The organism is Porticoccus sp. Uisw_050_02, from assembly GCF_047729555.1.
GTDB lineage: Bacteria > Pseudomonadota > Gammaproteobacteria > Pseudomonadales > Porticoccaceae > Porticoccus.
In genome coordinates this window covers 88872-103623 of the sequence record NZ_CP159825.1, presented here as the reverse complement: position 1 = coordinate 103623, position 14752 = coordinate 88872, and the positions used below count along the sequence as shown (strand labels likewise).

Below are 14752 nucleotides of genomic sequence, written 5' to 3'. Positions count from 1 at the left end.
CGTTATGTTCGTCCCCGAACAAATGCGGATTTAAGTAATATCCACGCGAAAGAAATAACGAAGAGATGAGTATAGGATTAAAAAAAACCTATACCAAAACTAACGCCACCGCTCCCCGCAGTTCGTTATGTGTAGCTATAGGCCGGTCTCCGGACTCATGAGTGGTTTCCCTGCTAAATCACCTTCCCATACTTTAGTACAGTGGTTGCTTGATTTAGCATTAGATCTACTAGTTAAAAGCAAATCTTCTCACTTACCGTTGCGGGGGCAGTATCAGAATCGTCAACTCCCAAGCATTACTGGGTTTCAACTCACTGATTTCCCGTTTCACCCAATTTACAGACTTATAAATTGGACACCTACAGATAAACAATGCTCGCCAAGTTACAGAGATGAGCTCTAAAAGTCAATCGACATTCAGTCGAGGGCTTCGATGGCATCTGTTAGTTTACGTACAGCGATAACCTCCATTCCACGGATAGCTTTTTTGGGGGCATTTCCTGCTGGGACAACAGCTCTTTTGAAGCCATGCTTTACAGCCTCCCTTAAACGTTCCTGACCATTCGGTACTGGACGAATCTCACCAGAAAGCCCAACCTCACCGAATACAACTAGGTCTCTTGGTAATGGGCGATCTCGAAAACTAGAGATCACAGCAAGGATTAAAGCAAGATCGGCGCTAGTCTCGAGAGCTTTCACTCCGCCTACTACATTTACAAAGACATCTTGATCGCCAACCATCAGACCACCATGACGGTGCAAAACAGCTAATAGCATGGCCAGGCGATTATGATCCAAACCTACAGTGACTCGCCGAGGATTGCCTAAATGACTTGGATCCACTAGCGCCTGTAGTTCAACCAACAATGGCCTGGTGCCTTCCCAGATCACCATCACCAGACTACCAGAAGCCACTTCATCTCCTCTTTGTAAAAAAATTGCCGAAGGATTAGGCACCTCTCTAAGACCTTTGTCCGTCATTGCAAAAACACCTAGTTCGTTTATGGCGCCAAAGCGATTCTTATTGCAACGAAGTGTTCGAAAATGGCTATCATTAGAGCTCTCAAGCATCATGGAGCAATCGATCATATGCTCTAAAACTTTCGGCCCAGCAATCACACCATCCTTTGTGACATGTCCTACCAACAGAAGCACAGTATTTGTCTCTTTAGCATAACGAATAAGCATTGCGGCGCTTTCTCTGACCTGAGATACACTTCCAGGGGCAGAAGCTACATCATCTAAATGCATGACTTGGATGGAGTCTACTACTAATATTTTTGGCTGATACTGTATGGCAGCAGCACAAATAGCCTCTACTGAAGTCTCAGCCATAATTTGTAGTTTATCTGACGGTAGTTCAAGCCGACTGGCTCGCATTGCCACCTGTTGAGGCGACTCTTCCCCGGTTACGTAGAGAGACTTATGGTTTTGAGCCAGACTGCAAAGGTGTTGTAGTAATAACGTACTTTTTCCTGCACCAGGCTCACCACCGACTAAGATGCATGAGCCAGGAACTAGGCCTCCACCTAAAACTAAATCAAACTCGACACTTCCGGTTATGATTCTAGGCACCTCATCAAGCATGATTTCAGACAGCACACTGATTGAACCGTTCGCTGCACCTGAAAAACCGGCATTACGCATAACAGAGGAATTTTTAGAGGACCCTATCCTCAGCTCTGTCAAAGTGTTCCATGCGCCACATTCAGCGCACTGACCCTGCCATTTGTTGAAATCGGCACCGCAATCATTGCACACATAAGACGATATTTTCTGTTTTGCCACTTTAAAGAGCCTCCGAGAATAATAATAAGTTTATCACGAGACATCAGAAAGAAGTTCCGACATGTGCAGAAGAAACTAGCTATCTTTGATTCTTTAAATAAACTTACTTTGATATTTCTGATAAGGTACTTGATATGTCATTAATATCTGAAAAAATGCTTACCATTTCAATTCCTCTGGCAGCCACAATTGGACTAGAGGAAGCTGTCCTACTTCAAGCATTAAATGAGCTGCTATATCACAACGAAAAAGAATCAAACGATGATTATTGCTGGGCTACTGTAAACATACATCAACTCCAAAAAATTACACCTTTTTGGGATATCAAAATATTACAACGTCTGGTCTATAGTCTTCGCGATAAGGGTGTCCTATTAGTTGCCTCCTCGCCACTACTTGAGAGCAGCGAACTTCGTTTTGCTTTTAATGAGAAAGAAGCCTCAAAACAGCAACCTGCTATTGGGAAACCTATGACAGACAATTCCCATCACAGGCAAGGCGCAAAAACCCTATCGCAATCATGGTCACCAGAAAAAGATGTTTTGCGACAGTTAGGGCAATACAATATACCGGCTCAATTTATCAGTGATCAGTTGCCAGAGTTTATTACCTACTGGTCAGAACGCAACGATCCTCAATTTAGCTGGGGTTCAAAATTCATCAAGCATGTGTTGCGTTTGTGGCGCAATCATCAAACAGAGAGTAAAAAACTTGACCTACAAGTTCGGATGAGTACCGACTGGATGCCCTCTGAAGATGCTATGGATATCCTTGTACGGCAGGCAGGGATTAATCATAATTTCATTGAAGATGCCATACCGGAGTTTATGCTGTATTGGGCAGAACGCGGGGATGCCTCCAATACCTGGAATAGTCGTTTTGTGATGCATGTTAAACGCCAATGGGCGAAATTTAGCGCTACAATGGAACAAGATTCTGATCCCAGACCAATACCCCGAGACTGGCAGCCCAGCGAGGAGCTTTATGAGGTTTTAGTCCTAGCAAATATCCCTCGAGATTTTGCAGAGCGATTATCACCTGAATTTACCCTCTATTGGAGAGAAAGTGCTCAGGCGCACACTTCATGGAACACAAAATTTTTACAGCAGGTGAAACGAGAGTGGTCTCGACAGCAATCAGCTTCTTCGCAGGTGACATATAATGACAACAAACAACGATCTAATCGATCAAACAGTACAAGAGGTAGTAACCTCATCGACGAGCTCAGTGACAGAAGCTGGGCCAGCAGCTAAGCACTCATCTAAACTTATAGATGCTATCAACCAGGTGTTTGCTCTGTTTAGAGTAAATTATCATAATCAATTTTATAGTGCATATAGTGACACCGATGTGCTCAATCAAGCCAAACGTTTGTGGCTGGATACTCTCTCCTATTTTACAGAAAGGCAGATATTGCAGGGGGCAAAAAAAATCATAGAGACCTCGGACTATCTACCGACGCTAAATCGTATGCTGCAGTGCTGCGAAATGTCTAGTGAAGACGGGAGCCTGCCAAGCCCCAAAAAAGCATACATAGAAGCGTGCAATGCTGCCTCCCCAAAATGTGATGCGAAGTGGTCACATTTGGCGATTTACCATGCAGGCCAAGACACTGGCTGGTATCGTCTGACTAACGAAGCAGAATCTAGTAGCTACCCAGCATACTTAGAAAACTATCGTCGTATCTGTCGAGAAATCTCTCAGGGAAGAAAATTGACTGCCCCTATCCTTTCAGAACAGGAAGAGAAGACGGTTCCGTTAAGTAAAACGGAACTCAAACTTAGGCTCAAATCATTAAAAAATGAATTAGGCTTCAAGTAAGCAATACATAAAAACTATCGCACCTAAATAAGCTTATGTCACGCCAAAGGTTTAACTTCTATTTTGTCTACCCTCTGAAAACCTTTCGGTAGCTTATTGCCTCGCCTACCTCTTTCTCCCCGATAATGCTCTAAATCTGGCAGCTTGAGACTTAAGTAACGTTTTCCAGAAAAAACTAGGAGGGTCTGTTGCTGATCAAAAACAGTGACAGCAACCATAAATTCCTCTCTTGACTGAAGTCTAGAAGACGGAATACTTATCAGTTTATTACCTTTACCTCGAGCAAGCTGCGGCAGCTCTGCAAGAGGAAAAATTAGCATACGCCCTTCATTGCTTACAACGACCACTAAACTTTGATGAATGTTAGGCACCAGCTTCGGCGCAAGTACTTTCCCCCCTCTGGGAACAGAAATTGTTGATTTACCTGAACGATTTTTTGTATGCAGATCTTCAAGTTTTGCCACAAACCCATAACCTGCGTCAGTTGCTAAAAGTAAGTGCTGACTATCTTCCCCCATAATCAAACCATTAAAAGTTGCACCAGAAGTTGCATTCAATCTTCCAGTTACCGGCTCACCATGGCCTCTCGCCGAGGGAAGAGAGTGCGCAGGGACGGAGTATGTGCGCCCTTCGGAATCCAATAAGATTACATTTTGATTACTACGGCCCTTTGCCTCACAGAGAAAATTATCGCCCTCCCTGTAATTAAGTGAAAGAGGGTCAAGATCATGCCCTTTTGCTGACCTAATCCAACCCTTGTCAGATAGGATAACGGTCACTGGCTCGGAAATCACTAAATCGGCCTCACTGAAAGCCTTCGCCTCGACTCTCTCTACAAGAGGGGATCTTCTTTTGTCGCCAAATTCTTCTGCTACTTCTAATAATTCTTTTTTTACCAGCGTCCTTAAGCGCTGAGCAGAACCAAGAATTTTCTCTAATCCTTCTTGCTCTTTGGTAAGCTCTTCCTGCTCTCCTCGAATTTTAAATTCCTCTAATCGCGCAAGCTGTCTCAATTTTGTATCTAGAACGTACTCAGATTGTATGTCGCTCAAGTCGAAACGTTGAACCAATACAGCTTTAGGCTCATCCTCACTCCGCACTATCTGAATCACTTCATCTATATTAAGGAAGGCTATTAATAACCCATCTAGGAGGTGTAATCGCCTCTCTACCTTATCTAAACGATAGGCTATACGTCGCTTAACAGTCTCCAAGCGAAATGTGAGCCATTCAGACAAAATAATTTTTAACGATTTTACTTCTGGTCGGCCGTTAATGCCGATCATGTTCATATTGACTCTATAGCTTTTCTCCAGGTCAGTCGTAACAAACAAATGGTTCATTAAAACTTCAAGATCTACTCGATTTGACTTTGGAACAATCACTAGTCGAGTTGGGTTCTCGTGGTCAGATTCATCCCTAAGATCGGCTACCATAGGTAATTTTTTTGCATTCATTTGCGCGGCTACCTGCTCCAAGATCTTTGCACCTGAAGTTTGATGAGGCAAGGCCGTCAAGATGATATCGCCGTCCTCTTTATGCCATATCGCTCTCATTTTTAAACTACCACGACCTGTTTCATAGATTTTTAAGATATCCTCATGAGTCGTAATAATCTCAGATTCCGTGGGGTAGTCAGGCCCCTTAACGTACTCGCATAAATCCTCTAGAGTTGCCTTGGGCTCGTCAAGTAGATGGACACAAGCACCGATCAATTCTCTCAAATTATGAGGGGGAATATCCGTCGCCATACCTACAGCAATACCTGTAGTGCCGTTTAACAGTACATGCGGAGCTCTAGCTGGCATTACTATCGGTTCATCTAGCGTCCCATCAAAGTTTGGTTTCCAATCAACAGTCCCTAGGCCTAGTTCGCCCAACAAAATATCTGAAAATTTAGCTAACTTAGACTCGGTATAACGCATTGCTGCAAAAGATTTGGGGTCATCTTGCGCACCCCAATTTCCCTGACCATCAACTAGCGGATAGCGGTAGGAAAACGGCTGGGCCATTAAAACCATGGCTTCGTAAGCTGCGCTATCGCCATGAGGATGGAATTTACCAATCACGTCGCCTACCGTTCGTGCAGACTTTTTGTACTTTGCTGTGGACTTCAGTCCCAGTTCACTCATTGCATAAATAATTCTTCTTTGAACAGGCTTAAGGCCATCCCCAATATTAGGCAATGCGCGGTCAAGAATCACATACATTGAATAATCTAGGTATGCTTTTTCAGCATAATCCTGAAGGGGTGTTTGTTCCGGGGTTTCGCCAATCAACAATGTTTCTGTCATATCCTTATCATCAGTCCTTGATCAAATTTTACTTTAAGAGCGATTTCTGCCCGAAATAGCACATTAAATATCATGAAGGCGGAACACTAAATCTCCGCTAAATTTCCCGTTTCTTCAAGCCACACTTTTCTATCATTTGCGCGCTTCTTAGACAACAACATATCGAGCATCTGATTGGTATTGTCACCTGTTTCTACCGTCAACTGGACTAAACGGCGTGTATCAGGATTCATAGTGGTCTCACGTAGTTGCATAGGATTCATTTCACCCAGCCCCTTGAAGCGCTGTATGTTGACTTTTCCATTTCTTTTTTCTGCTAAAATTCTATCTAAAACACCCTGTTTTTCGCTTTCATCCAAGGCGTAAAATACATCTTTACCGGCGTCTATTCTATACAATGGTGGCATTGCAACATATACATGCCCCGCATCGACCATTGCACGAAAATGCTTAACGAATAAAGCGCAGAGGAGTGTAGCAATATGCAATCCATCGGAATCTGCATCCGCCAAAATACATACTTTATGATACCTTAGGCTGCTAAGATCTGCTGCTTGCGGATCAATCCCCAAGGCGACTGAAATATCATGAACCTCCTGAGATGCCAAAATTTCCTCGCTATCAACCTCCCAGGTGTTTAATATTTTCCCTCTTAGAGGCATGATTGCCTGAAATTCGCGACTCCTTGCTTGCTTAGCGGAGCCGCCAGCTGAATCACCTTCTACTAAAAATATCTCACAGCGTTCCGGGCTGCCAGAAGAGCAATCTGCAAGTTTTCCTGGCAAAGCAGGGCCTGCGGTCACTCGTTTTCTTGCAATTTTTTTACTGGCCTTAAGACGTGTTTGGGCGTTATTTATAAATAACTCCGCCAAGAGCTCAGCGTCCTCTGTGTGATGATTAACCCAAAGACTAAAGGCATCTTTTATAATGCCGGAAATAAACGATGCGGCCTCACGAGAGGATAGGCGTTCTTTGGTCTGACCTGAGAACTGTGGATTGGCTAATTTAGAGGACAGCACGAATGCACATCTATCCCATATGTCTTCAGGAGTGAGCTTAACCCCCCGTGGCAATAAATTTCGAAATTCACAAAACTCTCTCATAGCATCCAGCAGTCCGGTTCGGAAGCCATTAACATGAGTTCCCCCTTGCACTGTCGGTATTAGATTAACGTAACTCTCTTGAATTACATCTCCCCCCTCAGGCAACCATTGTACAGCCCAGTCAACGGCTGCAGTTTCAGTGGAAGAACTTCCTACAAAAGCCTCTAAGGGGATAGCTTCCCATTCTTTTGTTGCCCCCTGAAGATAATCTTTTAGTCCGTCTGCATACAACCATGTATCAGTTTCACCAGTGCTTTCATCACTAAAATTCACCTCTAGCCCCGCACAAAGCACTGCTTTTGCCCTCAACACATGCTTGAGTCGTGCAATAGAGAATTTTATCGAATCAAAATACTGTGGATCCGGATAGAAGTGCACCAAAGTGCCTGTATTTCTCCTCCCACAGCTGTCTACAACTTCTAGTTCAGACGACTTATTTCCACCAGAAAAGCCCATATGATATACGTTACCATCACGCTTAATCGTAACCTCTAATCTAGATGAAAGCGCATTAACTACAGAAATACCAACCCCATGAAGACCACCAGAAAACTTATAATTTTTTCCAGAAAATTTTCCCCCAGCGTGTAGCGTAGAAAGGATCACCTCTACGCCGGGCAAACCCTGCTCCGGATGAATGTCCACTGGCATGCCGCGCCCATCATCCAAAACAGACAAAGACCCGTCTTTATGATGTGTCACCATTACTTTTGTAGCGTGACCCGCAAGAGCCTCATCAACACTATTATCTATAGCTTCTTGAGCCAGGTGATTTGGTCGTGTTGTGTCCGTATACATTCCTGGGCGCTTTCTTACCGGATCCAGTCCTGTTAGAACTTCAATGTCTTCTGCCGTGTAATTACTCATAAAAAATCGACTATGGTTGTAAAAAATCAATAATGGCAGGTAAATGCCGCGTATAATTTTGAAAGCTATGATCGCCGCCAGGCTCGATAGTCAAAATACAATGAGAATACTTCATCCTCGCCTGACGATAATCTAGCACCTCATCACCTGTTTGAAGCAACACCCAGATACTATCTGGCACGCATATCTCTTTGGTATCCAAATCTCGAAGCATGTCAATATGACTCTGGTTTAGCATATAACGCTCACCAGAATGGTAATTGGTGTTTTCTCCCAAGTACTCACTCATAGACTCGTACGGACGGACGGCTGGATTAACAAGTACCGCCTTTAGGCCATATTTTTTAGCGAGCCAGGTTGCATAATATCCGCCCAAAGAGCTACCGATGAGCCCAACAGGCTCCCTGCACTGATCAATAATGGCCTGCAGCTGGTCAATTGCAATAAACGTATTGCCATCTAACGCCGGGCACAGAAAGCTGCGATCTAAAGATGATTTTTCCAGCCAATCCTTAGTTTGCCTTGCCTTCAAAGAAGCTGGAGAGCTGTTAAACCCATGAATATAAATTATTGTCATAACCCACCAGAGTTTTTCTACATCAAGGCATTATAGTGATATAAATTCTTTCAAGAGAACAGATAAATCAAAGTAGTTTTACGCAATTAAAGACAATAAATATAGCCTTCTCAAAATTAGCTCATGTCTGCATATCAGGCTTTCAGATAATTCACTCCTGTATCAAAAGAGCCATCCGGATATAGCTCAATCCATCGATAACCAGGCGCTTTTTCACCCAACTGAAAACGTTCAGCATCACTAGCAAACTGAAAACAAGTTGAGGGGGTATTATAAACAAGCAAATCATTCCAATTAGTAACTCTTTCTTGATGGACATGGCCGGTAAATACCCCCCTTACATTATCATATTGAGCTAATATTTCTTCAACTTGCCAGTTATTTGATATGCAGTGCTCATCCAGCCACCTGGAATTTATACTCACAGGGTGATGATGAACAAAGAGCAGCACAAAATAATTCTGGCAATTTTTTAATAAACTCCTTAGCTGCTCGATTTCATCTTTTGCAATTACGCCAGCCACGTTTCCAGGATCGGCGCTAACCAAAGAAACAACAGCCCAGTTTTCTTGCTTTTCTACCCGAACAAAGGGCTGCACAATTATATTGCTCATCATCAAAAAATCGTCATGATTACCAGGAAGCCATCTATAGGGTATCAATGAAGATTCCATTACATCAGAAAAAAGTTGATACGAGCATTCTTCGCCCGAAGAAGAAATGTCACCCGAAGCGATAATTAAGGAGGGGGGCAATTTAGTGGTAATTTCATGCAGTACTCTAGAGAAACTCTCGTAAGTATTTACGCCATGCGATATAAAATTTTTTTCTGCGCCCAAATGGCAATCTGTAATCTGTACAAGCCGCACCATAATATCTCTCTTCAGTTTACTTCTTTGGCGCCCAAATACCTCACATACCTTCAATCAGATGCTGTTTGGGTCTCAAGAAAAGACAGAAAATCTAAAACACTGAAACAGGGTCATACCCAAACTCAAGACAATACGCTAACCATTCTGAGAGAAATTGATTCCATTGAGCTTTTTCATCCGGCTGATACCTATTTTTATTCAAATACTCGTAGCGTGGGCGAATATGCCTAACTCCATCACAGGACACCACCTCTGCCATCTTCGCATCGTGGTACAGTCTTAATTTCAAGAGAGGCAATTTCAACCATGAATCTAATCTTTTGCATGGGACATATGTACCCGTTTCCTCGTCAAGCTTTATCAACGTTGTATAGGGCGTTCTTTCTAACACCTGAAATCGCAAGATATGCTTGCCTGCGCTACAAACGTAGATCTTGCGCTGATCAGCCTCATCAATCTTAGGGAATAACTTTAATAGCCGAGCATAGTTAGCATCGCCATCAGCCATATAGCCATGAAGGTCTATCTTATATTGGGCTCTAATATTCGCTATCAAACGACTTGCTCCACACTTGGTCATATCGACACAGGTATAAAATGGTTAGCTAAAAAAATTATTGGACTGCTTTTGTAGCCACATCAAAGAGATTGTAGTTGCCGCATTGTTGCATTGTCCTTTTTCTAAACATAAGAATACATCATCTTCAGCAATGATATGCAGAGAAATATCCTCAGAGTGCTCATTCATGCCGCAATTGCCTTTGAGGCCGATCAGGTTAGTGACCCCACAATAAAGATGCATGTATTCGTTCGTTCCTCCAGGACTCACCCAATACTCACAAATATGCTTTAATTCGATGTCTTCGATATCAACTTCTTCTTTCACTTCTCGCAAAGCCGCTTCCTCTAGCGACTCCCCAGAATCAACCATACCAGCAACAACCTCAAACAGCCAAGGTCCACTCCGTTCATCTAACGCCCCCACCCGAAACTGCTCTATCAGCCCCACTAGCTTGTGTATAGGGTCATAAAGCAAAATCCCTACAGCAGCGTTACGCTGAAATAGTTCTCGCTCAATAGGTTTGCTCCATGCACCAGAAAAAAGCTTATGGCGCAAAGTAATTCGAAGCATTTTAAAAAAACCAGAAAACACTTCTTCTTGCTTTTTCACCAAAACATCCTGAGAGTTATATTTATGTCTAGGCATCGTCATAGCCAATACGCAATTTTTTGGTTAGTTTTTTTCATAAACTTAAAAATCTCATGACATAAATACTCTAGCAATGGCTAGTCCGAGGAAATCTGATAGACTTAATGTAGCATCATCAGCACCAAAATTGGAAAAATTTGAATGAACCGTTTTGCTAATTTTTTTATCCTCATCAGTCTAGGCATATTGGCCCCGTTATGTTGGAGCGCAGACACACTGTTACAGATTTATAAGGTATCTTTGCGCAACGACTCTGAGCTGCTAGCGGCACAAGCTGAATATCTTGCAAAAACAGAATCAAAAAATATTAACAGGGCGGCATTATTGCCGAATATTGATGCCATAGGTACATACTCAGAAAATGAATGGAAAGGTTCATCGACTTCGGTTTTAGGTCAAAGCTCAATATTCGGTCGCAAGGGCAATACCGATCAGGACAAAAAAAGTTACTCCATAACGCTATCTCAGCCAATTTTTAATTTGCCCGCATGGTTTTCTTTTCAACAAGGAAAAGAGCTCAGTTATGAGGCTCAATTGCAATTTTCTGCAAATCAGCAATCCTTCATACTAAGATGCGCTGATACTTATTACGGAGTTCTCAGAGCAAGGGAAACTTTAGAATCAACGATTGCTGAAGAAGAGGCTATAAGAGATCAACTGGACCAGGCTAAAAAACGTTTTGAGGTTGGGTTAACCCCTATCACAGAAATACATGAAACTAAGGCCGCCTATGATAACGCCCAAGTTAAATCTCTAGAAGCAACAGCTGCTCTTGATATAGCTTTTGAGGGCCTAACAGTCCTGACAGGTCAGCCTCATGAAAAACTGGTCGGACTAGCTACCGGTTTTCCTATTATAAAACCAGAGCCCTTAGGTCGAGAGGCATGGGTTCAATTTGCACTGGCAAATAATTTTTCACTTAAGGCCGCTCGTCATGCCCGAGATGCAGCAGCGCAAAATGCAAAATCAAAAAAATATGAACATTTGCCAAAATTAACAGGATCTATATCTTACTATGATGATCGTTCTGATAGCTACTTTATGGGAACAGACCTGCAAACCAACACCGCCTTTTCAAGCCCATCTGAAAGCAGCTCTTTAGGATATAGCACTGGGGTGGAAATCAGTGTGCCTATTTTTACTGGAGGGCTTATAAGCGCTGAAAGAAGGCAAGCCATGCAGCAGTCTTTGCAACTGAAGGCAGTTTGGGTAGGCAAAAAACGAAGCATCGCACAGCAAACCAAGTCTCAGCACTTGCAGGTTTTCACAAACGTGGCGCGAGTGCAGGCTCGCGAACAGGCTGTAGGTTCAGCAAAAAGTGTATTAACTTCCACCGAAGAAAGTTATGAGGCAGGAACTCGAAATATTGCTGATGTTTTAATTGCACAGCGAAGTCTATATCAAGCTAAGAGAGACTATGCTGACTCTCGTTACGACTATATTGATAGCCTCTTACGTCTCAAGGAAGTGTCTGGACAGTTGAGTCCTAAGGACCTTATCGAGCTAAATAACTGGCTTGATCCGGAAATTATTGTCATGAAATCTGCCCATCAATAATCTTCATCAGTTTATTTAAAGCTCCTCGATTACCTTCTGCCACAGATTTTGCAGCAGCTCCCATTCGTTCTGCTTCTAAGGTATCTCCCAAAAGCTCCTGAACAATCTTGGCCATGCTACTGGAGTCTTGACATATACGCATACCTTGGGCATCTTCAAGTAATCGCGATACTTCAGAAAAATTATATAGTGATGGACCGCTAATCAGTGGGGTTCCCCAGATGGCTGGCTCAATTAAACTATGCCCTCCGGATGGAACCAAACTCCCTCCTACGAAAGAGACATCGCATGCCCCATAAAAAAGCATAAGTTCTCCCATGGTGTCTCCAAGCAAAACCTGATCACGTATTTCTGGCCTAACACCATCACTCCTCTTGACGATACTTAAGCCATGCTCCAAACAGAGTTGCGCTACCTCAGAAAATCTTTCAGGGTGTCTCGGCACCATAACTAGCAAAATCTCTGGATAATTTTTTCTTATCTTCTTGTAAGCATCTAGGACTATCTCGTCTTCACCTCGATGAGTGCTAGCTGCAAGAAATATTCGTCGATTATTTTGACTGGACCAGTCTAATTTTAATCTAGATGATTCACTAGATAGCTCACTATTTAGCGCGACATCAAACTTGATATTTCCAGCAACCATCAATTGTGTTTCGCTCAACCCTAGCTTCAAAAAATTTTTACCGTCATCAACATGTTGCGCCACTACATAATTAATTTTTTCTAGCATATTCTTTGTAAGTCGAGAAAACCTTTGGTATCCCCTTGAGGATTTTTCTGACATTCTGGCATTAGCAATAATCACAGGTATGTCGGCATCATGGCAATAATTAACTAGATTTGGCCATAATTCTGTTTCCATAATTATCACTAAACTTGGATGCACGCGCCTCAAAAAACGATTCACAGTATCCGGTAAATCGTAGGGAGCATAGACATGATAAATCCCGCTAGAAAAAATGGACTGTACTCTTTCTGAACCTGTAAGAGTTGTGGTGGTTATCACCAAAAGTTTATCGGGATAGAGTTTCTTGAGTTTTTTTATCAACGGCACTGCTGCCAACGTTTCCCCCACTGAAACAGAATGTATCCAAACTACTTCTTGGCTCGCATCAATTTCAGGAACAAAACCAAATCTTTCGTGCCAGCGATCACTATATTGAGGATTTTTTCGAGCGCGCCAAAACATTCTCAACACCACCAAAGGCGTTAAAAAATAAAGTAGAATTGTGTAAAATATACGGTACATATAACAGAGCCAATCAAAAAATTAAAATATATTTGAGCATCAACTTAATAACTCCGAAAATTCTTCTGAAAGCATAATGATATTAGTCGGGCTATACTAGTCTTCTAAATCAATGCTCGAAAAAATAACTGGTTAATCATTTTTTTAAAAAATTAGAATAAAAGTTACCCCAAAGGAATCCAGCTAGCATGACCGCAACCGAACAACAACAGATGACCTGTGATATCGCTATTATTGGAGGAGGCGTGGCTGGATTATGGCTGCTAAACCGCCTAGTTAGGAAAGGCTACAATGCTATATTGTTCGAAAAAAATGCTCTTGGTAGCGATCAGACTGTAGCAAGCCAAGGAATGATACATGGCGGTATGAAATATACCCTAAATGGAGCCCTAACAGGTGCATCAGAAGCTATTGCTGAAATGCCAACCCACTGGCAGCAATGTATGGCAGGCCATGGAGATGTCGATCTAAAAGGTGCCGCCAAATTAAGCGATCATTTTTACATGTGGTCCAGCACAAGTGTCTTGTCAAAAATGACTACGTTTTTAGCAAGCAAGGCTGCTCGCGGACGTATAAATAAAGTACCTAAAGATGATCTACCTCCTATTTTTCAAAACAATCAATTTAAAGGTAGCGTTTATAAGCTATTGGATATAGTTCTGGATGTGCCTAGCGTTGTTAAGGTTCTAGCCAATAATTACCTTGGCCGTATTTTTAAAATTAACTGGGAAAAGACGCAATGGCGAAAAGATGCTAACAACAAAGCATCTTTGGTTTTCTTTTATAATAATCAAGAATATTCACTAAATGCTAATCAATTCGTACTAACTGCAGGCGAAGGCAATGAATCTATTTTAAATGAAATTGGAGAAGATTCTCCTCGTATGCAACGACGACCCTTGCATATGCTAATGGTCAAGCATACCTACCCACATTCTTTTTATGGTCATTGCTTGGGGGCAGAAAAAACACCAAGACTAACCATTTCGAGTCACCCCTGTGATGAAAAGACTCAGGTCTGGTACCTAGGTGGCAGCTTGGCAGAAAAAGGTGTCGGGTTACCCCCCGAGGTTATCATCCAAAATGCAGAAGAAGAGATCTTTAAGCTAATGCCTTGGGTTGATCTATCTAATGCCGAATGGGCAGCATTGCCTATAGAAAGAGCCGAACCAAGACAAAAAAACTTTACCAGACCTGATAAAGCATTTGCTAGCAGCACTAAAAAACACTCTAATATTACTGTGGCCTGGCCGACCAAACTTACACTGTGCCCTAATCTAGCCGATGAAGTTATTGCACTGCTAGATGCGAAGCAGTTACAGAAGTCTGAAGCACCGGCACCTAATCTATCTTTTTTAGATTCGCCTGATATAGCCAAAACCCCTTGGCAAACAGCGTTTGGAGACTAGCT

At 42.5% G+C, this 14752-nt stretch carries 12 protein-coding genes and 1 riboswitch; of the genes, 4 read left to right on the top strand and 8 right to left on the bottom strand.

The annotated features are described in order from the left end of the window. Window positions 1-122 precede the first annotated feature (122 nt). Window positions 123-378, bottom strand: a riboswitch (cobalamin riboswitch). Window positions 379-417: 39 nt separating this feature from the next. After that, a complete protein-coding gene (radA, locus tag ABXT41_RS00480) occupies window positions 418-1788 on the bottom strand; it encodes a DNA repair protein RadA (protein WP_415390880.1) in 1371 nt (456 codons plus the stop codon). A 134-nt stretch (window positions 1789-1922) separates the two neighbouring features. Here radA and ABXT41_RS00475 point away from each other — a divergent pair, with 134 nt between their 5' ends. Together ABXT41_RS00475 and ABXT41_RS00470 are read left to right on the top strand one after the other, a co-directional pair. Continuing rightward, window positions 1923-3041, top strand: coding sequence for a DnaT-like ssDNA-binding domain-containing protein (locus ABXT41_RS00475; RefSeq protein ID WP_415390879.1), 1119 nt, complete (start codon window positions 1923-1925; stop codon window positions 3039-3041). Then, on the top strand, window positions 2950-3609 hold the full coding sequence (locus ABXT41_RS00470; protein ID WP_415390878.1) for a replication protein P: 660 nt from the start codon (window positions 2950-2952) through the stop codon (window positions 3607-3609). Before ABXT41_RS00475 ends, ABXT41_RS00470 begins: the two co-directional genes overlap by 92 nt. Window positions 3610-3647: 38 nt before the next feature. Here ABXT41_RS00470 and parC read toward each other — a convergent pair whose 3' ends face one another. The 6 genes from parC to ABXT41_RS00440 form a co-directional block, all read right to left on the bottom strand. Next, on the bottom strand, window positions 3648-5903 hold the full coding sequence (gene parC, locus ABXT41_RS00465) for a DNA topoisomerase IV subunit A (protein WP_415390877.1): 2256 nt from the start codon (window positions 5901-5903) through the stop codon (window positions 3648-3650). Between the two features lie 86 nt (window positions 5904-5989). Continuing rightward, the gene (gene parE, locus ABXT41_RS00460; protein ID WP_415390876.1) at window positions 5990-7873 is read right to left on the bottom strand and encodes a DNA topoisomerase IV subunit B; all 1884 of its coding nucleotides are present in this window, start codon (window positions 7871-7873) and stop codon (window positions 5990-5992) included. A gap of 10 nt (window positions 7874-7883) precedes the next feature. After that, entirely contained in the window at window positions 7884-8450 is a 567-nt protein-coding gene (locus ABXT41_RS00455) for a YqiA/YcfP family alpha/beta fold hydrolase (protein WP_415390875.1), read from the bottom strand. Between the two features lie 134 nt (window positions 8451-8584). Continuing rightward, window positions 8585-9322, bottom strand: a complete 738-nt coding sequence (locus ABXT41_RS00450) for a metallophosphoesterase (protein WP_415390874.1) — start codon at window positions 9320-9322, stop codon at window positions 8585-8587. Window positions 9323-9413: 91 nt separating this feature from the next. Then, window positions 9414-9878, bottom strand: a complete 465-nt coding sequence (locus tag ABXT41_RS00445; protein ID WP_415390873.1) for a DUF1249 domain-containing protein — start codon at window positions 9876-9878, stop codon at window positions 9414-9416. Between the two features lie 45 nt (window positions 9879-9923). Further along, the gene (locus tag ABXT41_RS00440; protein ID WP_415390872.1) at window positions 9924-10529 is read right to left on the bottom strand and encodes an NUDIX domain-containing protein; all 606 of its coding nucleotides are present in this window, start codon (window positions 10527-10529) and stop codon (window positions 9924-9926) included. A gap of 144 nt (window positions 10530-10673) precedes the next feature. Here ABXT41_RS00440 and ABXT41_RS00435 point away from each other — a divergent pair, with 144 nt between their 5' ends. Beyond that, complete coding sequence (locus tag ABXT41_RS00435) at window positions 10674-12089, top strand: TolC family outer membrane protein (RefSeq protein WP_415390871.1); 1416 nt, start codon at window positions 10674-10676, stop codon at window positions 12087-12089. Here the strand turns inward: ABXT41_RS00435 and waaA are convergent. After that, window positions 12067-13281, bottom strand: a complete 1215-nt coding sequence (gene waaA / locus ABXT41_RS00430; RefSeq protein WP_415390870.1) for a lipid IV(A) 3-deoxy-D-manno-octulosonic acid transferase — start codon at window positions 13279-13281, stop codon at window positions 12067-12069. The genes ABXT41_RS00435 and waaA overlap by 23 nt on opposite strands. Window positions 13282-13529: 248 nt before the next feature. Here waaA and ABXT41_RS00425 point away from each other — a divergent pair, with 248 nt between their 5' ends. Beyond that, the gene (locus ABXT41_RS00425; RefSeq protein WP_415390869.1) at window positions 13530-14750 is read left to right on the top strand and encodes an FAD-dependent oxidoreductase; all 1221 of its coding nucleotides are present in this window, start codon (window positions 13530-13532) and stop codon (window positions 14748-14750) included. The last annotated feature ends 2 nt before the right edge of the window (window positions 14751-14752 follow it).